We start from the raw sequence: 25,579 nt of genomic DNA, 5'->3' as shown, positions 1-25,579 counted from the left end.
GTTACATAACCGATCTTTCCGATATTACTCATCGGATTCTTATAGAAAAATTGCCAGCAATAGATAAACTATGCGAACAACATTATGTTTGCCCTTTTTCATCTGTTAGGGATTGTATGACACAAAACAACAATAGCCAGGTCAGCCGAAGCAATGACCCTGAGCAAATTGATTTATTTGATTTAGTACTGCAACTGTGGCGTGGAAAGTGGACGATAGCAGTCTTTGTTGTTGTTTTTATTGCCCTTGCTATTGGTTTTTTATCTATTGTAAAGGAAAAATGGACGTCAAGTGCAATTATTGCACAACCTGATGCTGCTCAGATAGCAAGCTATTCTAATGCATTGAATATCCTCTACGGTACCGCAGCACCTTCAATGCTTGATAATCAAACACGTGCTATTGGTCGTTTTAACTCCTCATTCTCCGCGTTGTCGCAGGCGCTGGAAAATCAGTCAGTGCCTGAAAAACTTACCATTGAGCCCACGGTTAAAGGACAGCCGTTACCATTAAGCGTCTCCTATACCAGTACATCCGCAGAAGCCGCACAAAAGCAATTGGCGCAGTATATCCAGCAGGTCGATGAGCAAACGGCGAAAGAACTTGCCGTTGACCTTAAGGACAACATCAAGGAACAGATAAAAACCCTGAATGACTCCCTGCAAAACCAGGAGAAGGTTGCTCAGGAGCAAAAAGATCTGCGTATCAAACAGATTGCTGAGGCACTCAAGAACGCTGAAGCAGCGAAAATAACCTCGCCGCAGGTCCAGCAAACCCAAGAAGTGACTCAGGAAACATTGTTCCTGCTGGGTAGCGAGGGGCTGAAATCGATGATTGACAATGAGGCTTCTCGTCCGCTGGTCTTCCCAACGGCCTATTACCAGACCAAGCGAAATCTGTTGGACATCCAGAATCTGAATGTAAACCCTGACACGATCCACGTTTACCGGTATGTCATGAAGCCGGAACTCCCAGTACATCGTGACAGTCCGAAAAAAGCGGTTGTTCTGATTCTTGCCGTGCTGCTGGGTGGTATTATCGGTTCAGGTTTCGTGCTTGGCCGTAACGCCTTACGAAACTACAAACCAAAAGCCTGATTTGCAGATTAAAAAAAACCGGGGATATACCCCGGTTTTTTTATTTGTGACGCTTACGAAGGTTCTCTATCACCGCCGTCAAATCCAGCTCCTGATCCTGCAGCAGCACCAGCAGGTGATACATCAAATCAGACGCTTCATTCGTCAGTTCCTCGCGGTCATGCACGGTCGCGGCCAGTGCTGTCTCAACGCCTTCTTCTCCCACCTTCTGGGCGATACGCTTGGTCCCGCTGGCGTACAGCTTCGCAGTATAAGAACTCTCCGGATCCGCCGTTTTACGCTCTGCCAGCAGCTGTTCCAGTTGATACAGGAACAACCACTGGTGGCTCGTTTCACCGAAGCAGCTGCTGGTGCCCTTATGGCAGGTCGGTCCGATTGGGTTTGCCAGCACCAGCAGGGTATCGTTATCGCAGTCAGGCGTTATGCTGACCACGTTCAGGAAATGACCCGAGGTTTCCCCTTTGGTCCACAAACGTTGTTTCGTGCGCGAGAAAAACGTGACTTTGCCGCTGTCGATCGTTTTTGCCAGCGCGTCCTGGTTCATATACCCCAGCATCAGCACTTCGCCTGAGACGGCATGCTGGACAACTACCGGCAGTAATCCGTCCGTTTTTTTCCAGTCCAGCTGCGCCTGTTGTTGCTCTGTTAACATACCCTGATCTCCACGCCCTGGTCGGCCAGGTACGTTTTTAACTCACCAATATTAATAATCTGTTTGTGGAACACGGACGCGGCCAGCGCACCGTCCACGTTGGCATCGCGGAAGGCTTCGAGGAAGTGTTCCATGGTGCCCGCGCCGCCGGAGGCGATCAGCGGAACGTGGCAGACCGCACGGACTTTTTTCAACTGCCCGAGGTCATACCCGTTACGCACGCCATCCTGGTTCATCATGTTGAGGACAATCTCGCCCGCGCCACGCTTCTGCACTTCCTGCACCCAGTCGAGCGTTTTCCACTGCGTTACGCGCGTGCGGCTTTCGTCACCCGTATATTGATTGACGTGGTACTTGCCCGTTGCGGCGTCATACCAGGTGTCGATCCCAACCACAATACACTGCACGCCAAAACGGTCGGCCAGGCGGGTGATCAGCTCCGGGTCGGCCAGGGCAGGGGAGTTGATGGAAATCTTGTCGGCACCAAACGAGAGAATTTGGGCCGCATCGTCAGCGGATTTAATCCCGCCCGCCACGCAGAACGGAATATCGATCACTTCCGCCACGCGCGCCACCCAGCTTTTGTCGACCACGCGTCCATCGCTGGAGGCGGTGATATCATAAAAGACCAGCTCGTCTGCCCCTTCATCGGCATAGCGTTTTGCCAGCGGGACGATGTCGCCAATGATCTCGTGGTTGCGGAACTGCACGCCTTTCACGACCTGGCCGTCACGTACGTCCAGGCAAGGGATTATCCGTTTTGCCAGCATTGAATCGCCTCCGTCACCGTAAATTTACCTTCCAGCAGGGCTCGGCCCACAATCACGCCCTGTACGCCCGTTCCGCGCAGCGCGGCAATATCGTTTAAATCACCAATTCCGCCCGAAGACTGGAACGCCACCTGCGGATAACGCGCGCAGACCTCTTCATACAGCGAGACGTTGGAGCCCGCCAGCGTACCGTCGCGAGAGATGTCCGTGCATAACACGTGCTTCAGGCCGACGGGGAGATACATCTCGACCAGCGCTTCCAGCGTCACGCCGGAGTTTTCCTGCCAGCCGCTGACCGCCACCTGCTTATTACCCTGTTCATCAATACGAACATCCAGCGCCAGCACCAGCGCGTCGGCGCCAAAGCGGCGGAACCAGCCTTTTACGGTCTCTGGCTCTTTCACGGCGGTTGAACCGACCACCACGCGCGCTACGCCCGCGTCCAGCAGCGCCGCAACGTCATCTTCCGTACGCACGCCGCCGCCAACCTGTACCGGCACATCAACACCGGCGACCAGATTTTTCAGCAGGGGGATCTGGCGCTTCGCCGGATCTTTCGCGCCCGTCAAATCCACCAGATGCAGCACCTGCGCACCCTGGGCGGCATAATCCTGCAGACGCGGCAGCGGGTCGTTTCCGTAGTCTCGCTGCTGGCCGTAATCGCCCTGGTGGAGACGGACAACCGTGCCGTCAATTAAATCTAAAGCGGGAATAATCATCACATCTCCAGGAAGTTTTTCAGCAGCTGCGCGCCTGCGGCGCCAGAGCGCTCCGGGTGAAACTGCACGCCGAAGAAATTGTCTTTCTGTACGGCCGCGGTAAACGCCTCGCCGTAGGTGCACTGGGCGATCGTATTCACGTTCACCGGCATGGCGTAGCTGTGTACGAAGTAAAAATACGCGCCGTCTTCAATGCCGCGAAAAAGCCTGTCGCCCGCTTTGGCGTACACGCGGTTCCAGCCCATATGCGGCAGAGGCAGGCCGTGATCGGTCATTTTCGGCACGTCTTCGTCAATAATGCCCAGCAGGTCAACGCCGTTGCTCTCTTCGCTGCGGCGGCCCAGGATCTGCATGCCCAGGCAAATCCCCAGCACCGGCTGGGTACAGGCTTTGATTAGATCGACCAGCTCGCGTTCGCGAATCTGATCCATCGCGGCCTGTGCGGTTCCCACACCCGGTAAAAAGAGTTTGTCGGCACGCAGCACTACGTCCGGGTCACGGCTCACCACCGGCTCATAGCTGTGGCGAGCAATGGCCGATTTTACGGAGTTCAGGTTGGCGCATCCGGTATCCAGAATCACCACGTTCATTACAGGACTCCTTTTGATGAGGGCAGGGCGTCACCTTCCACGCGGATTGCCTGGCGCAGCGTTCGGCCGAAGGCCTTGAAGAGACTCTCTACGCGGTGGTGGTCGTTCTTGCCTTTGGTCTTCAGGTGTAGCGTCAGGCCCATGGTGTAGGACAATGAACGGAAGAAGTGCTCCACCATTTCGGTGCTCAGATCGCCCACGCGCTGGTAATTGAAGTCTGCTTTATATTCCAGGTGCGGACGACCTGAAATATCCATTGCACAGCGCGCCAGACACTCGTCCATCGGCAGGACAAAGCCAAAACGATTGATGCCGCGTTTATCACCAAGCGCCAGCTTGAGAGCTTCGCCCAGCGCCAGGCCGGTATCTTCCACGGTGTGGTGATCGTCAATATAAAGGTCGCCTTTTACCGTGATCTCCATGCGGAAACCGCCGTGGGTGGCAATCTGGTCCAGCATGTGGTCGAAGAAACCGACGCCGGTGTGGATCTTGCTGCCGCCTTCGCGGTCCAGCCAGACCTTCACATCAATCTGCGTCTCTTTGGTGTTGCGTTCAACGTGCGAGAAGCGGTCACGTTTTGTCAGCTGTTCGCCAATCATCGCCCAGTTAAGGTTGTTGCGGTCGTAGCGAAGCCCCGCGATGCCCATGTTTTCCGCGAGCGTAATATCGGTAATACGATCGCCGATGACATAGCTGTTGGCCTTATCCAGCACATCCGCCGCCAGATAGCGCTCGACCAGCTTCACCTTTGGCTTACGGCAGTCGCACTCGTCGGCCGGCATGTGAGGGCAAATCAGTACCTCATCAAAAACCACACCCTGAGAGGTCAGAACCTGCATCATCAGATTATGCGGGCCGTCAAAGTCTGCCTGCGGGAAGCTGTCGGTACCCAGACCGTCCTGGTTGGTGATCATCACCAGCTTGTATCCGGCTTTTTGCAGCTTGAGCAGCACCGGGATCACGTCAGCTTCAAACGCCAGCTTGTCGAATCGGTCGACCTGAAAATCAGCTGGTGGCTCCGAAATAAGGGTGCCGTCACGATCGATGAAAAGGATCTTCTGGGTCATACTTTCTCCGCTTTCAGGGCGTCAATCACGCGCTGGCTCTCTGCACGGGTGCCGACGGTAATGCGCAGGCATCCGCTCAGAGAAGGTTGTTTATTCTGGTCTCGTAAGATAATGCCCTGATCCCATAAAGATTTAAATACGGCGCTGGAAGCGGTAAAGCGCACCAGGATGTAGTTGGTTTCCGAGTCGAACACCTTCTCCACGCACGGGATATCTTTCAGGGCCGTCACCAGGTACTGACGCTCTTCCAGAATTTGCGCCACGCGTTCACGCATGGCGTTGATGCCCTGCGGCGCCAGCGCCTGTGCGGCAATGTCGGCAACCGGCGTGGAGAGGGGGTACGGAGCGATCACCTTCAGCAGCAGGTCGATGACCTCTTTATTGGCCAGCGTAAAGCCGCAGCGCAGGCCCGCGAGGGCGAAAGCCTTCGACAGCGTACGCAGCACCACCAGGTGCGGATACTCTTCAAGCCAGCCTGCCAGCGTCGCCTGCGGGCAGAACTCGATGTAGGCTTCGTCGGCCACCACCAGCGCTTTGCCTCGCGTCATCTCCAGCAGGGTTCGGATATCCTGCGGGTTGATAATCTGTCCGGTGGGGTTGTTTGGGCTACAGACAAACACGACCTTTACGCCGTCAAGATTGTCGGCAATGCCCTGCAGATCCAGCTGCCAGTTCTCCAGTGAGAGCACGTTGCGGCACGCCACCCCGAAGGTTTCCGCGCTGACGCTGTACATGCCGTAGGTCGGCTGGCAGTACATCACCGCATCTTTGCCCGGCTCGCAGAAGGCGCGGATCAGCAGTTCAATGCCTTCATCCGCGCCGCGGCTGACCAGCACCTGCTCCGGCTTCACGCCCGCGTACTGCGCGTAGTTTTCAATCACCGCTTTTGGCTGACACTCCGGATAGCGGTTCAGCGTTTGCTGCGACAGCTCAAACTGCACCGCTGTTGGATATTCGTTGGCGTTCAGCCAGACATCCCCTTTACCGCCCAGACGACGCGCAGACTGATAGGGCGTCAGGCGACGGACATTTTCGCGGGCTAATTCTTCAATGTTCATGCTTGCTCCTTCAGGGCTGCAACGCGCAGCGTAACGGCATTTTTGTGGGCGGTCAGGCGCTCGGCGGCGGCCAGGGTTTCAATAGTAGACGCCAGAGACGCAAACCCTTCGCGGGAGAGCTCCTGCACGGTCATGCGTTTCTGGAAATCCGCCAGGCCCAGGCTGGAACAGGTTGAGGTATAGCCATACGTTGGCAGCACGTGGTTGGTGCCGGAGGCGTAATCGCCCGCGGACTCCGGTGACCAGTCGCCGAGGAACACCGAGCCCGCGCTGGTAATACTGTCGACCAGGTCGCGCGCGTTGCGGGTCTGAATAATCAGGTGCTCCGGGCCGTACTGGTTAGAAATGGCAATGCACTGGTCCAGGTCGCGCGCCACAATCAGGCGGCTGGCCGCTAACGCCTGGCGTGCCGTGTCGGCGCGGGGCAGGTCGGCAAGCTGACGCTCCACGGCTTCGCCTACGCGTTTTGCCATATCGGCATCCGGCGTCAGCAGGATGACCTGCGAGTCCGGGCCGTGTTCCGCCTGGGAAAGCAGGTCGGACGCCACGAAGTCCGGCGTGGCGCCGCTGTCGGCAATCACCAGCACCTCAGACGGACCGGCGGGCATATCGATGGCCGCACCGTCCAGACGCTGGCTGACCTGACGCTTGGCTTCGGTCACATACGCATTGCCAGGGCCAAAGATTTTGTCGACCTTGGGAATGGATTCTGTGCCGAACGCCAGGGCGGAAATCGCCTGCGCGCCGCCCACTTTATAGACCGCCTGCACGCCGCACAGCTTCGCCGCGTACAGGATCTCGTCGGCAATCGGTGGCGGTGAGCAAAGCACCACTTTCTGACACCCGGCAATGCGTGCGGGAGTCGCCAGCATCAGTACGGTGGAGAAAAGCGGGGCAGAGCCGCCAGGAATATAGAGGCCGACGGACGCAACCGGGCGCGTGACCTGCTGGCAACGCACGCCGGGCAGGGTTTCGACATCTACGGTCTGCAGCTTTTGCGCGGTGTGGAAGGTATCAATATTTTTCACCGCTACGGCCATCGCCTGCTTGATGTCATCGCCCAGACGATTGCTGGCATCAATGATTTCCTGCTCGGTAACCCGTAATGCGCCGACTTCCGTCTTATCAAACTTTGCGCTGTATTCCCGCAGCGCGTCATCGCCGCGGGCTTTGACGTTATCCAGGATCTCCGCCACGGTGCGCGAGATGCTTTCAGAGGCGGAAATTGCCGGGCGCATCAGCAGCTCGCGCTGCTGTGCGTCGCTACAGGTATTCCAGTCGATGATTGTGTTAAAGCTCATGGCCATTACTCCATCATCTTCTCAATCGGCAGCACCAGGATGGAGCTTGCGCCCAGCGCCTTCAGTTTTTCCATGGTTTCCCAGAACAGGGTTTCGCTGCTCACCATGTGCATCGCCACGCGCTGCTGATCGCCCGCCAGCGGCAGGATGGTTGGACGCTCGGCGCCAGGCAGCAGGGCAATCACTTCATCCAGACGCTCGGTCGGGGCGTGCATCATGATGTACTTGGACTCACGCGCCTGAATTACGCCCTGAATACGGGTCAGCAGTTTGTCGATCAGCTGCTGCTTAGCGTCGGCCATCTCGCCGTCACGCTGAATCAGGCACGCTTTGGAGCGGTAGATCACTTCCACTTCGCGCAGACCGTTCGCTTCCAGCGTCGCGCCGGTAGAGACGAGGTCACAGATGGCGTCCGCCAGACCCGCACGCGGGGCCACTTCAACAGAGCCGTTCAGCAGACAGGATTTAAACTGCACGCCTTTCTGATCCAGATAACGCTTTAACAGGTGAGGGTAGGAGGTGGCGATACGTTTGCCGTTCAGCGCGGCCGGACCGTCCCAGGCTTCATCAACCGGCGTCGCCAGCGACAGGCGGCAGCCGCCGAAGTCCAGACGACGCAGGGTGAAGTAACGCGGGTCTTCGCCCTGCGCGCGGCGGGTCAGCAGCTCTTCTTCCAGCACGTTTTCCCCGATGATGCCGAGGTCAACGACGCCATCCATGACCAGGCCGGGAATATCGTCATCACGCACGCGCAGAATGTCGATGGGCATGTTTTCAGCCAGAGCAATCAGGCGCTGGGTGTGCAGGTTAATTTTAATCCCGCAGCGGGCCAGCAGTTCGCGTGAATCGTCACTTAAACGGCCTGATTTTTGAATAGCTATGCGTAAACGTGAGTTATCTAACATTCTTTATTCCTCGTTAACCTGTTTTAACCTGTCTGAATTCGGTCCAAAAAAAAGCCCCCGGAAGAAGATCTTCCGGGGGCTTTCTCATGCGTTCATGCACCACTGGAAGATCCAAACGTCTTCCAGCACACATCGCCTGAAAGACTAGTCAGGATGATGGTGATGATGGTGGTGTTTAAATTGAACGCGTGTCATATAAATTCTCGATGAATGCTTATTCATTTGATGTCTTTTAACGTAAACCAGTTGTACGACATATTGCAAGGGCTTTTTTTGATCATTAATTCATTTCATATTGATGCTATGAATTGTGTGTTCTGCCGGGCTGGCGTAGCCTTATAAAAGACGAGTGAGAGTCAGGAGAATTCGCATGAAAAAGGTCGCGATTGTCGGTTTAGGATGGCTGGGAATGCCGCTGGCGATGTCATTAGCCGCGAAAGGCTGGCAGGTGACCGGGAGCAAAACCACGGCGGATGGGGTAGAGGCAGCGCGCATGTGCGGTATTGATGGCGTTGAACTGCGTCTTGAACCGGAACTGGTGTGTGACGCTGACGACCTGGACACGCTGATGAACGTCGATGCGCTGGTGATCACTCTCCCCGCACGGCGCAGTGGCCCGGGCGAGTCGTTTTATCTGCAGGCGATGCAGGAGATTGTCGACAGCGCGCTGGCGCACCATGTTCCCCGCATCATTTTTACCAGCTCGACCTCGGTCTATGGTGAGGTTGAGGGCGTGGTGAAAGAAAGTTCCGAGCGCCGTCCCGTTACGGCCAGCGGTCAGGTTCTGAAAGAGCTGGAAGACTGGCTGCATAATCTTCCCGGCACGCAGGTTGATATCGTACGTCTGGCGGGGCTGGTGGGCCCTGGCCGTCATCCGGGACGCTTTTTCGCCGGGAAGTCTGCGCCAGATGGCCAGCATGTTGTCAATCTTGTGCATCTTGACGATGTTGTTGCCGCGATTGAGCTACTCTTACAGGCTCCGAAAGGTGGACACATCTATAATATATGTGCACCGTCTCATCCGGCGCGCAGCACGTTTTACCCGCTGATGGCGCGTCAGCTGGGCCTGGCGCCGCCGGTCTTTGGTGAGGCAAAGGATGACAGTAAAGGCAAAATTGTTGATGGCAATCGCATTTGTCATGAGCTGGGGTTTGAGTATCAGTATCCCGATCCGCTGGTGATGCCCATGGAATAAGTCCCGCAGCGGAGACGATCGCACACCAGAAGGGGGCGAGCATGAAACCGCTGCTGGATGTTCTTATTATTCTGGATGCACTGGAAAAAGAGGGGAGCTTTGCCGCTGCGTCGGCAAAGCTCTACAAAACCCCATCTGCGTTGAGCTATACCGTTCAAAAACTGGAAAGCGATCTCAATATCCAGATCCTCGATCGCTCTGGGCACCGCGCGCGGTTTACCCGTACCGGGCAAATGCTGCTGGAAAAGGGACGCGAAGTCCTCCATACCGTTCGTGAACTCGAAAAACAGGCCGTAAAACTCCACCAGGGCTGGGAAAACGAGCTGGTGATTGGCGTGGATGATACCTTTCCCTTTTCTCTCCTGACGCCGCTGATTGAAGCCTTTTATCAACACCACAGCGTGACCCGACTCATTTTTATAAACGGCGTGCTGGGAGGCTCCTGGGATGCCTTAACCCAGGGCAGGGCGGATATTTTTGTCGGTGCACTCCACGAGCCTCCCCAGTTGAGCGAGTTTGGTTTTGCGCGTCTGGGCGTGCTGGAGCAGGTGTTCGCCGTGGCGCCCCATCATCCGCTGGCTCAGGAGCCTGAGCCGCTTAACCGCCGCGTGATTAAAGGCTACCGCGCGATTGTGGTGGGGGACAGCTCTCGTCCGGAATGTGCGGTTTCCTCGCAGCTGCTTGACGAGCAGGAGGCTATCACCGTTTTCGACTTTAAAACCAAGCTGGAGCTGCAAATCAGCGGCCTGGGTTGCGGCTATTTACCCCGCTATCTGGCACAGCGGTACATTGACAGCGGTGCGCTTGTTGAAAAACAGGTACTTGCTCAAAACAGCCATGAATCGGTATGGGTGGGCTGGAATGAACAGACCTCCGGGCTGGCCAGCGCCTGGTGGCGGGACGAAATTTTAGCAAATAGTGCTATCGCCGCTGTATATGCTCAGGGCAGTGTCGAGAAATCAGCCAGTTAGGAAAAAGAAAATTACCCGCTGCGTTGCAAAGTATTGCCTTTTGTATCCGATGTGGGGCAAAATGCCGCCGCTGCAACCAAATGAATAATCGACGATATAAAAGGCGTCGGTTATTTTTTTTTGCATGTACGAAACGAAACTAAAAACCAAGAGGCCGGGCTTCGTACCGGATAGATATTTACTAAAATCCGACAGTTGTTGTCGCTGAGGAAGAAAGAAATGGGGCAATTTTTCGCTTACGTGGCGGTTATTACCGTAAAGGAGAATAACTATGTCGCATAACGCAACTCCAAACACCTCTCGCGTGGAATTACGTAAAACGCTTACGTTGATTCCGGTTGTTATGATGGGCCTGGCCTATATGCAACCAATGACGCTGTTCGATACATTCGGTATCGTATCGGGCCTCACCTACGGTCATGTGCCGACGGCTTATGGCTTCGCGCTGATTGCGATCCTCTTTACCGCGCTGAGCTACGGTAAGCTGGTGCGTCGCTATCCGTCTGCCGGTTCTGCCTACACCTATGCCCAGAAATCCATCAGCCCGACGGTTGGCTTTATGGTGGGCTGGTCTTCGCTGCTCGACTACCTGTTCGCGCCGATGATCAACATTCTGCTGGCAAAAATCTATTTTGAAGCGCTGGTGCCGTCGATTCCATCCTGGATGTTCGTCGTGGCGCTGGTGGCCTTTATGACGGCCTTTAACCTGCGCAGCATCAAGTCCGTTGCCAACTTTAACTCCGTTATCGTTGTGCTTCAGGTTGTCCTGATTGCCGTTATTCTTGGCATGGTGATCTATGGCGTGTTCCACGGTGAAGGCGCTGGCACGCTGGCGAGCAGCAAACCGTTCTGGTCTGGTGATGCGCATGTGATCCCGATGATTACCGGGGCAACCATTCTGTGCTTCTCCTTTACCGGTTTTGACGGGATCAGCAACCTGTCTGAAGAAACCAAAGATGCAGAGCGCGTGATCCCGCGCGCCATCTTCCTGACGGCGCTGATTGGCGGTCTGATCTTTATTTTCTCGACCTATTTCCTGCAGCTGTACTTCCCGGATATCTCTCGCTTCAAGGATCCGGATGCATCTCAGCCGGAAATCATGCTCTATGTGGCGGGTAAAGCGTTCCAGGTCGGCGCGCTGATCTTCTCCACCATCACCGTACTGGCGTCCGGTATGGCCGCGCATGCAGGCGTTGCGCGTCTGATGTACGTAATGGGCCGCGATGGCGTATTCCCGAAAAGCTTCTTCGGCTACGTGCATCCAACCTGGCGTACCCCGGCGATGAACATTATCCTGGTCGGTGCGATCGCGCTTCTGGCAATTAACTTTGACCTGGTGATGGCAACGGCGCTGATTAACTTCGGTGCGCTGGTGGCGTTTACCTTTGTTAACCTGTCGGTTATCTCTCAGTTCTGGATCCGTGAAAAGCGTAACAAGACGCTGAAAGATCACTTCCAGTATCTGTTCCTGCCGATGTGTGGTGCCCTGACCGTGGGCGCGCTGTGGGTTAACCTGGAAGAGAGCTCGATGGTGCTTGGCCTGATTTGGGCGGGTATCGGCCTGGTTTACCTGGCCTGCGTCACGAAGAGCTTCCGTAACCCGGTTCCTCAGTACGAAGACGTCGCGTAAGACTGTGTCGGGTGGCGGCTACGCCTTACCCGACCTACATACCCCGTAGGCCCGCGTAAGCGAAGCGCCACCGGGCAAAAAAAAAGCCGGAGACATCGCCTCCGGCTTTTTTATACCCATCGATCAAACTATCTCTTGCGCGTACTGGAACAGGGATTTCAGCAGCGCCTGTTTCTCTGCATTCCCTTCATATTGGCCATAAAGCATTTCCAGCTCCTGTGCGTAGCTGTGCAGATACTCTGGCGTAAACACGTTGCGACGGTGCTGCAGCCAGCGTTCCTGCTCTGCTTCATCCAGGGTTCCCGGGTAGTTACGCGCGCGGTAATTAAACATCAGCTTTTCAATGCGTTTATCGGCGAAGGTGATATCCAGGGCAGGCAAGTTACGCGGCTCGGTTTGCAGAACGATATTCATTGCAGCGCGATCGGCATCGCTGAAGAAACCATTATAGAGCTGGGCATCTACGTTTTCTGACGGTACGAACGGCTCCGCCTCGGCAAAGATGGCGACCACCTTCTCGCGCACCTGCGGGTTTTCGCGCAGCACTTTCAGGTTATCGAGGCAGTGCTGCCGGTTAATGCCCAGCCTGTCTGCATCTTCCGGGCGCAGCGTATTGGCCTGCGCCAGAACCGGACATTTATTGATATGCACCAGTTTGACTGGCACCGCAGGCAGATCGCCGAGTTCATTCTTCGGCGTGTACAGCCGTTCGCGCAGGGTATCGCTGTCGAGCTCCAGCAGCGGCGATATATCGCCGGCCAAATCCACCATAATCACCGCATTGCGGTTGTCCGGATGCCAGGCCAGCGGGGCGACCCAGCTGGTATTACCGCGCCAGGCGCCAAACATGCCGGAAATATGCACCAGCGGCTTCATCTGCGGCACATCAATCAGCGTGGTCAACTTCTGTTTACTGCGGTGGCTCAGCAGATACTCGAACAGTCGTGGCTGCGCGCTTTTCACCAGTTTCGCCATGGCAATGGTGGCATAGACGTCGGCCATCGCGTCGTGGGCATTGCTGTGCTCGATGCCGTTGGCGCGCGTCAGGTGTTCCAGCCGGAAGCTCGTCAGCCCTTCCTCATTTTCCGGCCAGTTAATGCCTTCGGGACGCAGGGCATAACAGGCGCGCATGATGTCGAGTAAATCCCAGCGCGAATTGCGGTTCTGCCAGCTCCAGGCGTAGGGATCGTAGAAGTTACGATAGAAGATATTGCGCGTCACTTCGTCATCGAAGCGGATGTTGTTGTAACCGACCACGCAGGTATTGGGGACGGTAAACAGGTCGTGGATGCGTCGGGCGAATTCTGCCTCGTTAACGCCTTTTTCCCGCGCTTCCTGAGGAGTGATCCCGGTGACCATCACCGCGCCGGGCTGCGGCAGATAGTCATCCGCAGGCTTGCAGTAAAAGACCTCGGGCTCGCCAATGATATTGAATTCGTCGTCGGTACGGATGGCGGCAAACTGCGCCGGTCGGTCCAGCGCCGGGTGAGTGCCAAAGGTTTCATAGTCATGAAATAAAAAAGTCGGGCGAGCGGCAGAGTCAGACACCAGTAATACCATCCTGTTAAAAAATGACGTCACTATGGTAAACGATCGTGCGGTCGAGACCGAATAAAAAGCACCTCCGCGTTGCAGATTTGCGCGCCAGCTTCAGAGAAAAATTTGCGTTCTGTCACATTTTTTTGCAATTAAGCCAGGTAACGACATCAGAACTCCCGTAAAAAGGTCATCGATTTTTAATGACCTGAGGATATACCGTTGAAACGCCGTCTGTTTATTGCTGTTTCTTTACTCGCTTCGAGTGTCTCATCTGCTTTTGCGGCCGAACCACTGGATTTTTCGCCGCAGCCTCCGGCCATTCAGGCTGGCTCCTGGGTGCTGATGGATTACACGACTGGTCAGATCTTAACGGCGGGCAACGAACATCAACAACGCAATCCGGCGAGCCTGACCAAGCTGATGACGGGGTATGTGGTTGATCGGGCCATTGATAGCCACCGCATTACCCCGGACGACATCGTCACCGTAGGGCGCGATGCCTGGGCAAAAGGGAACCCGGTGTTTGACGGTTCATCGCTGATGTTCCTGAAAGAAGGCGATCGCGTCTCCGTGCGCGACTTAAGCCGCGGCCTGATTGTCGACTCCGGCAACGACGCCTGCGTGGCGCTGGCCGATCACGTGGCGGGCGGTCAGCCGCAGTTTGTGAAGATGATGAACGACTACGTGCAGAAGCTGAACCTGCGCGATACGCATTTTGAAACCGTCCACGGGCTGGATGCGCCGGGCCAGCACAGCTCGGCCTATGACCTGGCCGTACTCTCCCGCGCCATCATCCACGGTGAGCCCGAGTTTTATCATATGTACAGCGAAAAGAGCCTGACCTGGAACGGGATCACCCAGCAAAACCGTAACGGCCTGCTGTGGGATAAAACCATGAACGTGGACGGGCTGAAAACAGGGCATACCTCGGGGGCGGGTTTTAACCTGATTGCGTCCGCCGTTGACGGCCAGCGCCGGTTAATCGCGGTAGTGATGGGGGCGGACAGTCCGAAAGGGCGCGAAGACCAGGCCCGGAAACTGCTGCACTGGGGGCAGCAGAATTTCGATACGGTGCAGATCCTGCATAGCGGTAAAAAAGTGGGGACAGAGCGGATCTGGTACGGCGATAAGGAGCAGGTGAAACTGGGTACCGACCAGGACTTCTGGCTGGCCCTGCCGAAAGCGGAAGTGCCCAACATCAAAGCCAAATACGTACTGGATAAAAAAGAGCTGGAAGCGCCGATCGCCGCGCACCAGCGGGTCGGGGAGATCCAGCTCTACGACCGCGACAAAGTGGTGGCGCACTGGCCGCTGGTGACGCTGGAAGCCGTTGATAAAGGCGGCCTGTTCTCTCGGCTGAGCGATTATCTGCACCACACGCTCTAACGGCAGATGAGCAGACTGGCAGGGTTGCGAGTCTGCTCACATAATAAACACTCCTCGTTTGCTGATAATAGTAATCCGGTTTTATAGTGTATAAATATACAGTAATAAGCGGAGGCAGCATGGACTACAGCATTAAGCAGCAACAGAAACGTAAGATTGCCGGTTTTCATTTGGTCGGACCGTGGGAGCAAACGGTAAAACAGGGCTTTGAACAGCTGGTGATGTGGGTCGACGGGTGTCACATTGATCCGCTGGAGTGGGTGGCGGTCTACTACGATAACCCGGATGAAGTCCCGCCAGAAAAACTGCGCTGTGATACGGCCGTTACGGTACCGGATGATTTCGTTATCCCGGAAAACAGCGAAGGCGTCATGATGACGGAAATCGCGGCCGGGGATTATGCCGTGGCGACGGCGCGCGTGGAAAACTACGACTTCGCCACGCCGTGGTATCAGTTCTTCAATTCCCTGCTGCAGGACAATAAGTACCAGATGGCGCTCAAACCCTGCTTCGAACGCTATCTCAATGACGGCAATGCGGACGGTTACTGGGATATCGAAATGTATATCGCGGTAGAGCATAAAACGGTTTAGGCCTGTTAAATGAAGGGTTTTTCAGCCGGGAGCGATCCACCCGGCTGAAAACACAGTACAATTGTGATTTGCCGTGTAGCTGGAGAGCGGGTGTGCGTCCCGACAAATCATTAACCCCTTTTGAAATTCGGTTGTACAAACACTACCGCGTGGTGCATGGGTGCCGCATCGCGCTGGCTTTCGTGCTGACGTTTGTACTGGTGCGTTTGCTGGATGTTCCGGAAGGGACGTGGCCGCTGATCACGCTGGTGGTGGTGATGGGGCCCATCTCGTTTTGGGGGAACGTTGTTCCGCGCGCTTTAGAGCGAATTGGTGGGACGGTTTTAGGCTCAGCCCTTGGGCTTATTGCTCTGAAGCTGGAGCTCATCTCATTTCCCGTCATGCTGGCGTGGTGCGGTGCCGCCATGTTCCTGTGCGGCTGGCTGGCGTTGGGCAAAAAACCTTATCAGGCGCTGCTGATCGGTATTACGCTCGCGGTGGTGGTCGGTGCGCCCGCCGGGGATATGACCACGGCGCTGTGGCGAAGCGGGGATGTCATCCTGGGTTCACTGCTGGCGATGCTCTTCACCGGTATCTGGCCGCAGCGTGCTTTTCTGCACTGGCGTATTCAGATGGCCAGCTACGTCACCGCGTTTAACCGCGTCTATCAGGCCGGTTTTTCCCCGAATCTGGTTGAGCGCCCGCGCCTGGAAAAGCACCTGCAGACCATCCTTAACGACGTGGTCAAAATGCGCGGCTTGATCACCCCCGCCAGCAAAGAAACCCATATTCAGAAATCAATTTTCGAAGCTATCCAGACGGTAAGCCGCAATCTGGTCTGCATGCTTGAGCTGCAAATCAACGCCCACTGGGCCACGCGCCCAAGTCATCTGTTGATGCTTAACGCGCAGACCCTCAAAGAGACCCAGCAGATGACGCAGCAAACACTGTTGACCATCGCTCATGCGCTCTATGAAGGGAACCCGCAGCCGATTCTGGCCAACAGCGAGCGACTGAACGAGATCGTCGCGGAGCTGAAGCAGTTAATCAATGAACGCCAGAGCGATAACGTGGCGGAAACGCCTATTCATGGCTACGTCTGGCTGAGCATGGAACTGGCGCGGCAGCTTGAGCTGTTATCGCACCTGATTTGCCGGGCGCTGCGCAAATAAAAGGCGTATGTGACGGCTGCTGCTTCGATTCAGCAGCAATTGGGGTTATGATAGCTTTAAACGATATACTCATTGTCATTCGCAGCCGCTGTCAGTAAGGTTATTGTTACAACGGTTGCCTTAACGAATCCGAATCTCACATTATCAGGGGTGTAAAAATGGAAACTACCAAGCCTTCGTTCCAGGATGTTCTGGAATTCGTCCGCCTGTTCCGCCGCAAAAACAAACTGCAGCGTGAAATCCAGGACGTTGAGAAGAAGATCCGTGACAACCAGAAACGTGTTCTGCTGCTCGACAACCTGAGCGACTACATCAAGCCAGGCATGAGCGTTGAAGCTATTCAGGGCATCATCGCCAGCATGAAGAGCGACTATGAAGACCGTGTTGATGACTACATCATCAAAAACGCTGAGCTGTCCAAAGAGCGTCGCGACATCTCCAAGAAGCTGAAAGTGATGGGCGAAATCAAAAACGGCGAAGCAAAAAGCGAGTAATCGCAGCGAATAGTGAAAAAGGCTCTCTGGTGACAGAGAGCCTTTTTTTATGACGCAGAATGGGGCTGTAGCTGATAAATCCAGGCCTGGACCTGCTTGCCTTCAGCAGTGGTCACCGTGACCTCAACCCGATCGTAGCCGTCTTCAAACTCATCCAGCATTGGCCAGTGTGCGGCAAGGCTATCAGAGATAAACAAATAGCCTTCGACGCGGGGTCCGTTAGGGTGGAGCACGATCCCCGGAAAGTCCGCCGCAGCGCCCCAGCCGCGTTCGTAAAACGTACCGGATACGGAACCGGCCAGCCATTCGCCGCCAATCTTTTCAAGAATATGCGCATTTGAGTGGCCCGGGCGCAGCGTGCCGTAGACAAACAGAGCGTTCATTTTCCCTCATCCGCAAAGCAAAAAGCCTGCTTTAAAAGCAGGCTTTTTAAATTTGGCTCCTCTGACTGGACTCGAACCAGTGACATACGGATTAACAGTCCGCCGTTCTACCGACTGAACTACAGAGGAATCGTTGTGGAGGCTTATCTTAGCGGCGAAAAAAGTTTTGTCAAACCTGATCTTAGGGAAAATCGACTGATTGCTGATTCTGTCGTCAGTTTGTTGTAAATCCACACATCTTTTTCCGGAAAATACTTTGCAGGATGAGCATTTCTCCCCCATCATTTGAAATGGAGTTTCAACTTTTCTCGCTAAGGTCCATTTTGAACGTTACTGCCTCCTTACGCCAGGCGATCGTGCGCACGCCATGGTATGCAAAACGTAAAAGCTATCGGGTTCTCTTCTGGCGTGAAATCACCCCTCTTGCCGTGCCTATCTTCCTGGAAAATACCTGCGTTTTGCTGATGGGAGTCCTGAGTACCTTCCTGGTGAGCTGGCTGGGGAAAGAGGCGATGGCCGGGGTGGGGCTGGCGGACAGCTTTAACATGGTGGTGATTTCGTTCTTTGCCGCCATTGACCTTGGGACGACGGTGGTGGTGGCCTTTAGCCTCGGCAAGCTGGACCCCAAACGTGCACGCGAGGCGGCCCGCCAGTCGCTGATGATCATGACCATTTTTTCAATTGTTCTGGCGGCGGTGATCCACTATTTCGGCAAAGAGATTATCGACTTTGTCGCCGGGGAGGCCACGAATGAGGTTAAAGACCTGGCGCTGACCTACCTGGAAATGACCGTCATCAGCTATCCGGCGGCGGCCATTGCGCTGATTGGTAGCGGTGCGCTGCGCGGGGCGGGCAACACCAAAATTCCGCTGCTGATCAACGGCGGAATGAATATCCTGAATATCATTATCAGCAGCGTGCTGATTTACGGTGTGTTCTCGTGGGACGGGCTGGGTTTCGTCGGCGCCGGACTGGGGCTGACCATTTCACGCTATATCGGTGCGGCTGCCATCATCGGGGTGCTGATGGCGGGGATCACTCCCTCGCTACGTCTGACGCTGAAAAGTTATTTTCGCCCCTTTAATTTCGCCATTATCTGGGAAGTGATGGGGATCGGCATTCCTGCAAGCATTGAGTCGGTGTTGTTTAACGGCGGGAAATTGCTGACGCAGATGTTTGTCGCCGGCATGGGCACCGACGTGATCGCCGGTAACTTCATCGCCTTCTCCATCGCCTCGCTGATTAACCTGCCGGGTAACGCGCTGGGCTCTGCATCAACCATCATCACCGGGAAACGGCTCGGGAAAGGGCAGATAGGCCAGGCGGAGCGGCAGCTGCGGCACGTCTTCTGGCTGTCGACCATTGGACTGACCGTGATTGCCTGGGGAACCGCCCCGTTTGCCGGGCTGATGGCCTCGTTTTATACCCACGAAGACGACGTTAAAGAGGTCGTTAAGATCCTCATCTGGCTCAATGCGGCCTTTATGCCCATCTGGGCGGCCTCATGGGTATTGCCCGCCGGGCTAAAGGGCGCGCGCGATGCCCGCTTTGCGATGTGGGTGTCGATGCTAGGCATGTGGGGATGTCGCGTCGTGGCGGGGTATACGCTCGGGGTGATGCTCGGATGGGGAGTGGTCGGCGTATGGCTGGGGATGTTCCTCGACTGGGCCGTGCGGGGCGCGCTGTTCTACTGGCGGATGGTCAGCGGGCGCTGGCTGTGGAAATATCCGCGAAAAAATGCCTGACAATTGCGCGAAGTGGAGAATAATTCGGCAAACGATCGGAAATATGCATTCTGCCTTTGACATCCCGGGGAGGCATCGATAATATGCGCCCCGTTCACACGATTCCTCTGTAGTTCAGTCGGTAGAACGGCGGACTGTTAATCCGTATGTCACTGGTTCGAGTCCAGTCAGAGGAGCCAAATTTGAAAAGCCTGCTTTTAAAGCAGGCTTTTTGCTTTTCTGCGCAAGGTAAATGCAAAACGGCAACCTTGTTGCCGTTTTTAGTGTGTGCACCCTCTCCCGTGGGAGAGGGTTGGGGTGAGGGCACCAGACCGCACGAAATTACAAACTAATCGGCGCCGTCGCCTCAATCAGCCACGGACGCGCATCGCTGTTTACCAGCGGTGACAGCGCCTCGCGTACCTGCTGGTGATACGCATCCAGCCACTGCTTTTCCTGCTCGCTCAGCAAATGCAGCTCAACCTGACTTAAGTCGATCGGGATCAGCGTCAGCGAGGCAAATCTACAGAACCCCGGACGGCTCTCCACGATCTCCACCTGGTTTTCAATACGAATACCGTGGCTGTCGCCCAGATAGTAGCCCGGTTCAATCGTCATGATATTGCCCGCCACCAGCGGCCACGGGTTGACCTTTTTGGCGATGCGATGTGGGTTCTCATGGATAAGAAGCTGATGACCGACGCCATGTCCCGTGCCGTGATCGTAATCCAGCCCCATCTCCCACAGCGGGCGACGCGCAAACGCATCCAGCTGATGCCCCTGAGTCCCGGAAGGGAACTGCAGGGTAATCAGCGACAGGAAGCCTCTCAGCACGGCGGTGTAGTGCAGTCGCTGCTGCGGATCGACCTTACCCCATGCCAGCGTGCGCGTGGCGTCGGTGGTGCCATTCACATACTGGCCGCCAGAATCGTTCAGGTAAAAATGGTTATGGCCGATGGGCTTATTGCTGGCCTCGCTCGAATGGTAATGACACATCGCCGCATTGCTCGAAGAGGCGGAGATGGTTGCAAAACTCTGCTCGATGAACCCAGGCTGCTGTTGACGGAACGCAAGCTGCTGCGCCTGAACCTCCAGCTCTGTTAGCGGATTCCCTGCCGCCTCGCGCAGCGGCACTTCACGGCTCAGCCAGGCCAGGAAGTTGACCCAGGCGGCACCGTCCTGGTGATGACACTCGCGATAACCTGCGAGCTCAACCGGGTTTTTGGTGGCCTTTATCAGGGTGATGGGGTCAGTCCGCCAGACAATTTCTCCCCGTGGCTCAATGGCGAAGCGCAGAGCCACCGGCGCGGAATCGGCATCAATCATCACCCGTTTGCCCGCAGCAATCTGCTGACAGCGTTCGATAAAAGCGTCCTGCGGCGCAATGGTAAACGCATTGCGCACCTCTTCAGGCAGGGCGCTGAGCTTATTGTCGTTAACAAACCACTCAACGTGACCGTCACGGCCCAGAAGAGCAAAGGAGAGCGGTACCGGGCTGTAAGGGATATCCGCGCCACGCACGTTCAGCAGCCAGGCAATGTTATCCGGCAGCGTAACGGCGAGATAATCAGCATTGTTTGCGGCCAGCACGGCGGCGACGCGCAGACGTTTGTCCGCGCTGCGTTCGCCGCTGTGTTCAACCGGCATTTCCCGGATAAGCCCCGCCGGTGCGGCAGGGCGGTCAACCCATAGGGCGTCAAACGGCGAGGCCTTCAGAGGAACCAGCTCGCACGGCGTGGCAGACAGTTGCTCAAACTCCGAGTTGGTCATCAGCAGCGGATCAAAACCGATGCGCGTCCCGGCCTCCACGTTTTCCGCCAGCCATTCTGCCAGCGGCTCGTTGTGCAGGTGGTGGATCTCAACCTCATCCGTATTGACCTGAACGCGAGCCTGAACCTGATAGCGCCCGTCGACGAACAGCAGCGCTTTGTTTTTCAGCACCAGCGCCATGCCGGCCGAACCGTCAAAGCCCGTCAGCCAGGCCAGCTTTTCGTCGTATGGCGCGCAGTATTCGCTCTGCCAGGCATCCGCACGCGGGACGATCATCCCGTCGAGATGGCTGGCCTCGAGCCAGTGGCGCAGGGCAGAGAGCGGAGATGTGCTGGACATTGTTTTTCCTTATCGTTATTAGCGGAACGGCGGCTCGTTGAAGGTGCGCAGCTTGCGGGAATGGAGCCTGTCACCTTCCGCCCGCAGCAGGTCAATGGCGCGAATACCAATCTGCAGATGCTCTGAGATAGCCCCCTCATAGAAGCGGTTGGCCTGCCCCGGCAGCTTAATTTCGCCGTGCAGCGGCTTATCGGAGACGCACAGCAGGGTGCCGTAGGGAACGCGGAAGCGATACCCCTGTGCGGCGATGGTGGCGCTCTCCATATCAATGGCCACCGCGCGGCTCAGGTTGAACCGCAGCGCGGAGGCGGAGTAACGCAGCTCCCAGTTCCGGTCATCCGTCGTGACGACCGTACCGGTGCGCAGGCGCTGCTTAACTTCTTCACCCGGCATGCCGCTGACCTCTTTGGTCGCGTCATACAGCGCACGCTGTACCTCCGCGATGCTCGGGATTGGGATATCCGGCGGCAGCACCGCATCCAGCACGTGGTCATCACGCAGATAGGCGTGGGCGAGCACGTAGTCGCCAATCAGCTGGCTTTCACGCAGGCCGCCGCAGTGGCCGATCATCAGCCACACGTCCGGACGCAGCACCGCCAGATGGTCGCAGATGGTTTTGGCATTTGACGGGCCCACGCCGATGTTAATCAGCGTAATGCCCTGGCCGTCGGCGGTGATCAGGTGCCAGGCGGGCATCTGGTGCTTTTTCCACGCCAGGTCGGAGATAGCCTGCTCGGGCGCTTCGGTCTCCGCGGTGATCCAGATCCCGCCCGCGCAGGACAGCGCGATATACGGGCTTTCCGGGTCGAGGATCTGGCTGCAGCCCCAGCGGACAAACTCGTCAACGTAGCGGGTGTAGTTGGTAAAGAGGACGAACGGCTGGAAATGTTCGACGGGCGTGCCGGTGTAGTGGCGCAGTCGCGCCAGGGAGAAATCGACCCGGCGGGCATCAAAGTGCGACAGGGGAGAAAATTCTGCCGGGTGATAGATCCCATCGGCCGTCTCATCGCCAATCTGTGAAAGCTCCGTCGTCGGGAAGTGGCGGGTCAGCCCCGCGCTCATTGAGCGATCCAGCGTTAGCGCCGAGCCGTCTATCACGTACGGATAAGGGATTTCATGCTGCGAGGGCTCAACGTGAATGTGCGCGCCGTAATCCTGATACAGCAGCGTCAGCTGTTCTTCAAGATACGGGCGGAAAAGTGCCGGGCGGGTAACGGTGGTACTGTAGCAGCCGGAGTGGGTAAAACGGGCGTAGGCGCGGGTTTTCGGTGTCGTGCTGGCGCTGCCGTCCCAGGTCACAGAGAGCGATGGATAAACAAAAAGGCCCTCGGTTCTGGCCTTTTCGTCGGGAAGTTTCCCTGTTTCGATATATTCGCTGATGGCGCCGCGTAGCGCGTTGACGGACTGTTCGTACAGCGCGTCGAGTTTTTCCAGCGCCTGAGCCGGGGTCAGGCTGGAGCCCTTATTATTCATCTCTGTCTCCTTGTTCCACAGGTATGCGACTCTACCCGATAGTATGTCACACGCCTGTGAAACAAAAGTGAGATCAGCGGTGGCTCGTCTCTTTCATCAGTAGCGCCGTTGCCGCCGACAGCAGGCAACCGGCCAGCAGATAAATCGCCACGCTGTGCCAGTTTCCGCCGGAGAAGGTCACCAGCGCGGCGGCAATAAACGGCGTAAACCCGCCGCCGACCACGCTTGCGACCTGGTAACCCACGCCCGCGCCGCTGTAGCGGTAGCTGGCGCCGAACAGTTCGGTAAACATCGGCTGCTGTACGCAGACCACCATATCGTGAGCGATGTTCGCGAGCATGATGGCAAAGAAGACAATCCAGAAGATCGACTGCGCCTCCAGCGCCATAAAGAATGGCCAGGCGCTGAGGCTCCCAATCAGCGCGCCGGTGATGTAGACGCGACGGCGGCCAAACCGGTCCGCCAGCCAGGCGAAGCAGGGTATCGTCAGGCAGCTGATCCCGCCGACCAGCAGGCCGATATTCAGGAACAGCTCGCGCGGCAGGCCGAGATTCTGCGTCGAGTAGTTCAGCGCAAAGGCGGTGACGATATACATCGTCAGCAGCTCGCACAGGCGCAGGGCGATAATTTTCAGAAAAGCGCCAGGGTGCCGAATCAGGGCTTCCATCACCGGCAGCCGCTTTTTGACGGCCGGTTTTTCCTGCTGCTTTTCGAACTCAGCCGACTCTTCCATCCCGTTACGGATCCACAGCGCGGCGATGACCAGCACGATGCTGAAGATGAACGGAATGCGCCAGCCCCAGCTCAGGAACTGCTCGTCGGTGGTGAGCTGGCTGATTAACGACACCAGCCCTGTAGAAAGTAACAGCCCTACGCCGTACCCGACCTGCACGCCGCTGCTGTAAAACGCTTTCTTATTTTTTGGCGCGCTCTCAACGGATAACAGCGCCGCACCGCCCCATTCGCCGCCTACCGCGAAGCCCTGAATGGCGCGTAATGTCACCAGCAACACTGGGGCCCACCAGCCAATGGCGGAAAACGACGGGAGAATGCCAATCAATGCGGTGGCGATCCCCATCATCCAGACGGTGAGCATCAGCATGCGCTTGCGGCCAAGACGGTCGCCGAAGTGGCCGAAGATCACCCCGCCCAGCGGGCGAAACAGAAAGCCGACGCCGAAGGTGGCAAACGCGGCGAGCGTGCCCATCGCGGGGCTGACCTGGGGAAAAAACTCGCGGTTGAACACCAGCGCGGCGGTAATACCGTAAAGCAGAAAATCATACCAGTCGACGACGGCACCCGCGAAGCTGCCGAGTGCGGCGCGGCGGGCACGATTGAGCGAAGGGGTCTCCTCGTTGGGACGATCGGAGATGAGGGTGGAGTCCATAGTTGTCCTGTCTGCACTTATTTTTAATTATTGGTATAAGAAAAGGTCACTCACATTGCGCCCGTCATATAAACGGAACCTATGAGACTACCGCGACAGGGGGCCTGTGCAAACTGATTTTATTTCCTGATGGGTAATGCAAAACGGCTACGCTATGCTTAATAAAGAGCGAAGCGACTGAGGAAGGGAAGATGTGTCGTAAAGAGGCGTTGGGCTGTCTTGCTGCATTACTTATCAGCCAGAGCGTGCAGGCGGTGAGCTATCCTTTACCGCCGGCGGGCAGCCGTCTGGTAGGGAGTTCGCAGGTCATTATCGTGCCGGATCATAATACATTACCGCTTGAGGCCTTTGCCGCGCAGTACGGGCAGGGGCTAAGCAATATGCTGGAAGCGAACCCGGGGGTGGATCCTTTTTTACCCAAATCCGGCACCCGGCTGGTGATCCCCCAGCAGCTCATTTTGCCCGACACCGTTCGCGAGGGGATTGTCGTTAACGTGGCGGAAATGCGCCTCTACTATTATCCACCCGGCAGCAATACCGTTGAAGTGCTGCCCATCGGCATCGGTCAGGCCGGGCGTGAAACCCCGCGTAACTGGGTGACGGCCGTTGAGCGTAAGCAGGTGGGGCCAACCTGGTCTCCGACGCCGAATACGCGCCGTGCCTATGCGGCAGAAGGGAAAACGCTTCCGGCATTCGTGCCCGCCGGGCCGGATAACCCGATGGGGCTGTATGCCATCTATATCGGCAGGCTCTATGCCATTCACGGCACAAACTCGAATTTTGGCATCGGGCTGCGGGTGAGCCAGGGCTGTATTCGTCTGCGTAATAACGACATCAAATACCTTTTCGATAACGTTCCCGTCGGAACTCGCGTGCAGCTTATCGATCGGCCCGTTAAAGTCACCACGGAGCCGGACGGCAGCCGCTGGGTGGAAGTTCACGAGCCATTATCGCGTAACCGCGCGGAGTTTGAATCGACCCGGAAAGTGCCTCTGCCAATGTCAGCTGCGCAGCGGACGCAGTTGATAAACGAGGGGGCGGGAGCCGAACTGGAACGGCGGTCAGGGATGCCGGTTAAGGTAGGCATGTAAGGGGATTGTGCTGGCTGGTGCCCTCACCCCGGCCCTCTCCCACGGGAGAGGGGGCACACACTAAAAACGGCAACAAGGTTGCCGTTTTGCATTTACCTTGTGCAGAAAAGCAAAAGCCTGCTTTAAAAGCAGGCTTTTCAAATTTGGCTCCTCTGACTGGACTCGAACCAGTGACATACGGATTAACAGTCCGCCGTTCTACCGACTGAACTACAGAGGAATCGTGTGAACGGGGCGCATATTATCGACCTGCGTTCACCTTGTCAAAGGGTGGATCGCCGCCTTTCGATCGTT

At 56.4% G+C, this 25,579-nt stretch carries 25 protein-coding genes, 3 tRNA genes and 1 other annotated feature; of the genes, 12 read left to right on the top strand and 16 right to left on the bottom strand.

Features of this window, described 5'->3' with window-relative positions; translation table 11 throughout:
* Window positions 1-116: 116 nt before the first annotated feature.
* On the top strand, window positions 117-1,097 hold the full coding sequence (gene wzzB / locus GXP72_RS15010) for an LPS O-antigen chain length determinant protein WzzB (protein ID WP_061714812.1): 981 nt from the start codon (window positions 117-119) through the stop codon (window positions 1,095-1,097).
* Between the two features lie 40 nt (window positions 1,098-1,137).
* On the opposite strand, the gene hisIE is transcribed toward wzzB, so the two are convergent.
* From hisIE to hisL, 9 genes are all read right to left on the bottom strand, one after another.
* Window positions 1,138-1,749, bottom strand: a complete 612-nt coding sequence (gene hisIE, locus GXP72_RS15005; protein ID WP_208763060.1) for a bifunctional phosphoribosyl-AMP cyclohydrolase/phosphoribosyl-ATP diphosphatase HisIE — start codon at window positions 1,747-1,749, stop codon at window positions 1,138-1,140.
* Complete coding sequence (gene hisF, locus GXP72_RS15000) at window positions 1,743-2,519, bottom strand: imidazole glycerol phosphate synthase subunit HisF (RefSeq protein ID WP_208763059.1); 777 nt, start codon at window positions 2,517-2,519, stop codon at window positions 1,743-1,745. Before hisF ends, hisIE begins: the two co-directional genes overlap by 7 nt.
* Complete coding sequence (gene hisA, locus GXP72_RS14995) at window positions 2,501-3,238, bottom strand: 1-(5-phosphoribosyl)-5-[(5-phosphoribosylamino)methylideneamino]imidazole-4-carboxamide isomerase (RefSeq protein ID WP_148769857.1); 738 nt, start codon at window positions 3,236-3,238, stop codon at window positions 2,501-2,503. The genes hisF and hisA overlap by 19 nt, the downstream gene beginning before the upstream one ends.
* Window positions 3,238-3,828, bottom strand: coding sequence for an imidazole glycerol phosphate synthase subunit HisH (gene hisH / locus GXP72_RS14990; RefSeq protein WP_208763058.1), 591 nt, complete (start codon window positions 3,826-3,828; stop codon window positions 3,238-3,240). The genes hisA and hisH overlap by 1 nt, the downstream gene beginning before the upstream one ends.
* Window positions 3,828-4,895 (bottom strand): bifunctional histidinol-phosphatase/imidazoleglycerol-phosphate dehydratase HisB, encoded by a 1,068-nt coding sequence (hisB, locus tag GXP72_RS14985; protein WP_208763057.1) that lies wholly within the window; start codon window positions 4,893-4,895, stop codon window positions 3,828-3,830. Before hisB ends, hisH begins: the two co-directional genes overlap by 1 nt.
* The gene (gene hisC, locus GXP72_RS14980; RefSeq protein ID WP_157189423.1) at window positions 4,892-5,953 is read right to left on the bottom strand and encodes a histidinol-phosphate transaminase; all 1,062 of its coding nucleotides are present in this window, start codon (window positions 5,951-5,953) and stop codon (window positions 4,892-4,894) included. The genes hisB and hisC overlap by 4 nt, the downstream gene beginning before the upstream one ends.
* Window positions 5,950-7,254, bottom strand: coding sequence for a histidinol dehydrogenase (gene hisD, locus GXP72_RS14975; protein ID WP_047061175.1), 1,305 nt, complete (start codon window positions 7,252-7,254; stop codon window positions 5,950-5,952). Before hisD ends, hisC begins: the two co-directional genes overlap by 4 nt.
* Window positions 7,255-7,259: 5 nt before the next feature.
* Entirely contained in the window at window positions 7,260-8,159 is a 900-nt protein-coding gene (gene hisG, locus GXP72_RS14970; RefSeq protein ID WP_000886595.1) for an ATP phosphoribosyltransferase, read from the bottom strand.
* Between the two features lie 45 nt (window positions 8,160-8,204).
* Window positions 8,205-8,328 (bottom strand) — a sequence feature (His leader region).
* Window positions 8,304-8,354, bottom strand: coding sequence for a his operon leader peptide (hisL, locus tag GXP72_RS14965; protein ID WP_001364200.1), 51 nt, complete (start codon window positions 8,352-8,354; stop codon window positions 8,304-8,306). It overlaps the preceding feature by 25 nt.
* A 175-nt stretch (window positions 8,355-8,529) precedes the next feature.
* Here hisL and GXP72_RS14960 point away from each other — a divergent pair, with 175 nt between their 5' ends.
* From GXP72_RS14960 to plaP, 4 genes are all read left to right on the top strand, one after another.
* Window positions 8,530-9,354, top strand: a complete 825-nt coding sequence (locus GXP72_RS14960) for an SDR family oxidoreductase (protein ID WP_024908072.1) — start codon at window positions 8,530-8,532, stop codon at window positions 9,352-9,354.
* A 41-nt stretch (window positions 9,355-9,395) separates the two neighbouring features.
* A complete protein-coding gene (locus tag GXP72_RS14955; RefSeq protein ID WP_024908071.1) occupies window positions 9,396-10,325 on the top strand; it encodes a LysR substrate-binding domain-containing protein in 930 nt (309 codons plus the stop codon).
* Window positions 10,326-10,544: 219 nt separating this feature from the next.
* Window positions 10,545-10,607, top strand: coding sequence for a membrane protein YoeI (gene yoeI / locus GXP72_RS14950; RefSeq protein WP_099458931.1), 63 nt, complete (start codon window positions 10,545-10,547; stop codon window positions 10,605-10,607).
* Window positions 10,597-11,955 (top strand): putrescine/proton symporter PlaP, encoded by a 1,359-nt coding sequence (gene plaP, locus GXP72_RS14945; protein ID WP_208763056.1) that lies wholly within the window; start codon window positions 10,597-10,599, stop codon window positions 11,953-11,955. The genes yoeI and plaP overlap by 11 nt, the downstream gene beginning before the upstream one ends.
* A gap of 123 nt (window positions 11,956-12,078) precedes the next feature.
* Here plaP and sbcB read toward each other — a convergent pair whose 3' ends face one another.
* Window positions 12,079-13,506, bottom strand: coding sequence for an exodeoxyribonuclease I (gene sbcB, locus GXP72_RS14940; RefSeq protein WP_193745659.1), 1,428 nt, complete (start codon window positions 13,504-13,506; stop codon window positions 12,079-12,081).
* A gap of 207 nt (window positions 13,507-13,713) precedes the next feature.
* On the opposite strand from sbcB, the gene dacD reads away from it, so the two are divergent.
* From dacD to GXP72_RS14920, 4 genes are all read left to right on the top strand, one after another.
* Window positions 13,714-14,880 (top strand): serine-type D-Ala-D-Ala carboxypeptidase DacD, encoded by a 1,167-nt coding sequence (dacD, locus tag GXP72_RS14935; RefSeq protein WP_032646438.1) that lies wholly within the window; start codon window positions 13,714-13,716, stop codon window positions 14,878-14,880.
* 119 nt (window positions 14,881-14,999) lie between these two features.
* Window positions 15,000-15,473 carry a DNA gyrase inhibitor SbmC gene (sbmC, locus tag GXP72_RS14930; protein ID WP_208763055.1) on the top strand — a complete coding sequence of 158 codons (474 nt, stop codon included), beginning with the start codon at window positions 15,000-15,002 and terminating at the stop codon, window positions 15,471-15,473.
* Window positions 15,474-15,565: 92 nt separating this feature from the next.
* Window positions 15,566-16,624, top strand: a complete 1,059-nt coding sequence (locus tag GXP72_RS14925) for an FUSC family protein (RefSeq protein ID WP_024908067.1) — start codon at window positions 15,566-15,568, stop codon at window positions 16,622-16,624.
* A 158-nt stretch (window positions 16,625-16,782) separates the two neighbouring features.
* On the top strand, window positions 16,783-17,118 hold the full coding sequence (locus tag GXP72_RS14920) for a DUF496 family protein (protein ID WP_008499467.1): 336 nt from the start codon (window positions 16,783-16,785) through the stop codon (window positions 17,116-17,118).
* Between the two features lie 47 nt (window positions 17,119-17,165).
* Here the strand turns inward: GXP72_RS14920 and GXP72_RS14915 are convergent, their stop codons facing one another.
* Window positions 17,166-17,501, bottom strand: coding sequence for a gamma-glutamylcyclotransferase family protein (locus GXP72_RS14915; RefSeq protein ID WP_024908066.1), 336 nt, complete (start codon window positions 17,499-17,501; stop codon window positions 17,166-17,168).
* Window positions 17,502-17,554: 53 nt separating this feature from the next.
* Window positions 17,555-17,630, bottom strand: a tRNA-Asn gene (locus GXP72_RS14910).
* A gap of 161 nt (window positions 17,631-17,791) precedes the next feature.
* Here GXP72_RS14910 and emmdR point away from each other — a divergent pair.
* Both emmdR and GXP72_RS14900 read left to right on the top strand, forming a co-directional pair.
* The gene (gene emmdR, locus GXP72_RS14905; RefSeq protein WP_139210916.1) at window positions 17,792-19,246 is read left to right on the top strand and encodes a multidrug efflux MATE transporter EmmdR; all 1,455 of its coding nucleotides are present in this window, start codon (window positions 17,792-17,794) and stop codon (window positions 19,244-19,246) included.
* A gap of 103 nt (window positions 19,247-19,349) precedes the next feature.
* A tRNA-Asn gene (locus GXP72_RS14900) sits at window positions 19,350-19,425 on the top strand.
* Window positions 19,426-19,567: 142 nt separating this feature from the next.
* On the opposite strand, the gene GXP72_RS14895 is transcribed toward GXP72_RS14900, so the two are convergent.
* The 3 genes from GXP72_RS14895 to shiA form a co-directional block, all read right to left on the bottom strand.
* Window positions 19,568-21,334, bottom strand: a complete 1,767-nt coding sequence (locus GXP72_RS14895; protein WP_208763054.1) for an aminopeptidase P family protein — start codon at window positions 21,332-21,334, stop codon at window positions 19,568-19,570.
* An 18-nt stretch (window positions 21,335-21,352) separates the two neighbouring features.
* Window positions 21,353-22,807, bottom strand: a complete 1,455-nt coding sequence (locus GXP72_RS14890; RefSeq protein WP_157189415.1) for an AMP nucleosidase — start codon at window positions 22,805-22,807, stop codon at window positions 21,353-21,355.
* A 73-nt stretch (window positions 22,808-22,880) separates the two neighbouring features.
* Window positions 22,881-24,194 (bottom strand): shikimate transporter, encoded by a 1,314-nt coding sequence (shiA, locus tag GXP72_RS14885; RefSeq protein ID WP_048992409.1) that lies wholly within the window; start codon window positions 24,192-24,194, stop codon window positions 22,881-22,883.
* 191 nt (window positions 24,195-24,385) lie between these two features.
* Between shiA and ldtA the strand changes: the two genes are divergently transcribed.
* Window positions 24,386-25,285 (top strand): L,D-transpeptidase, encoded by a 900-nt coding sequence (gene ldtA, locus GXP72_RS14880; protein ID WP_208763053.1) that lies wholly within the window; start codon window positions 24,386-24,388, stop codon window positions 25,283-25,285.
* Window positions 25,286-25,429: 144 nt separating this feature from the next.
* Here ldtA and GXP72_RS14875 read toward each other — a convergent pair.
* A tRNA-Asn gene (locus tag GXP72_RS14875) sits at window positions 25,430-25,505 on the bottom strand.
* Window positions 25,506-25,579 lie beyond the last annotated feature (74 nt).

Source organism: Enterobacter sp. SES19, from assembly GCF_011765665.1.
Classification (GTDB): Bacteria; Pseudomonadota; Gammaproteobacteria; order Enterobacterales; family Enterobacteriaceae; genus Enterobacter; species Enterobacter pseudoroggenkampii.
This window is presented reverse-complemented; position numbering and strand designations above follow the sequence as displayed.

Bases quoted from the DNA above. Each gene is read 5' to 3' on its own strand.
- wzzB (WP_061714812.1), top strand. From the start codon at position 117: ATGACACAAAACAACAATAGCCAGGTCAGCCGAAGCAATGACCCTGAG.
- hisIE (WP_208763060.1), bottom strand. From the start codon at position 1,749: ATGTTAACAGAGCAACAACAGGCGCAGCTGGACTGGAAAAAAACGGAC.
- hisF (WP_208763059.1), bottom strand. From the start codon at position 2,519: ATGCTGGCAAAACGGATAATCCCTTGCCTGGACGTACGTGACGGCCAG.
- hisA (WP_148769857.1), bottom strand. From the start codon at position 3,238: ATGATTATTCCCGCTTTAGATTTAATTGACGGCACGGTTGTCCGTCTC.
- hisH (WP_208763058.1), bottom strand. From the start codon at position 3,828: ATGAACGTGGTGATTCTGGATACCGGATGCGCCAACCTGAACTCCGTA.
- hisB (WP_208763057.1), bottom strand. From the start codon at position 4,895: ATGACCCAGAAGATCCTTTTCATCGATCGTGACGGCACCCTTATTTCG.
- hisC (WP_157189423.1), bottom strand. From the start codon at position 5,953: ATGAACATTGAAGAATTAGCCCGCGAAAATGTCCGTCGCCTGACGCCC.
- hisD (WP_047061175.1), bottom strand. From the start codon at position 7,254: ATGAGCTTTAACACAATCATCGACTGGAATACCTGTAGCGACGCACAG.
- hisG (WP_000886595.1), bottom strand. From the start codon at position 8,159: ATGTTAGATAACTCACGTTTACGCATAGCTATTCAAAAATCAGGCCGT.
- GXP72_RS14960 (WP_024908072.1), top strand. From the start codon at position 8,530: ATGAAAAAGGTCGCGATTGTCGGTTTAGGATGGCTGGGAATGCCGCTG.
- GXP72_RS14955 (WP_024908071.1), top strand. From the start codon at position 9,396: ATGAAACCGCTGCTGGATGTTCTTATTATTCTGGATGCACTGGAAAAA.
- plaP (WP_208763056.1), top strand. From the start codon at position 10,597: ATGTCGCATAACGCAACTCCAAACACCTCTCGCGTGGAATTACGTAAA.
- sbmC (WP_208763055.1), top strand. From the start codon at position 15,000: ATGGACTACAGCATTAAGCAGCAACAGAAACGTAAGATTGCCGGTTTT.
- GXP72_RS14920 (WP_008499467.1), top strand. From the start codon at position 16,783: ATGGAAACTACCAAGCCTTCGTTCCAGGATGTTCTGGAATTCGTCCGC.
- GXP72_RS14915 (WP_024908066.1), bottom strand. From the start codon at position 17,501: ATGAACGCTCTGTTTGTCTACGGCACGCTGCGCCCGGGCCACTCAAAT.
- emmdR (WP_139210916.1), top strand. From the start codon at position 17,792: ATGGAGTTTCAACTTTTCTCGCTAAGGTCCATTTTGAACGTTACTGCC.
- GXP72_RS14895 (WP_208763054.1), bottom strand. From the start codon at position 21,334: ATGTCCAGCACATCTCCGCTCTCTGCCCTGCGCCACTGGCTCGAGGCC.
- GXP72_RS14890 (WP_157189415.1), bottom strand. From the start codon at position 22,807: ATGAATAATAAGGGCTCCAGCCTGACCCCGGCTCAGGCGCTGGAAAAA.
- shiA (WP_048992409.1), bottom strand. From the start codon at position 24,194: ATGGACTCCACCCTCATCTCCGATCGTCCCAACGAGGAGACCCCTTCG.
- ldtA (WP_208763053.1), top strand. From the start codon at position 24,386: ATGTGTCGTAAAGAGGCGTTGGGCTGTCTTGCTGCATTACTTATCAGC.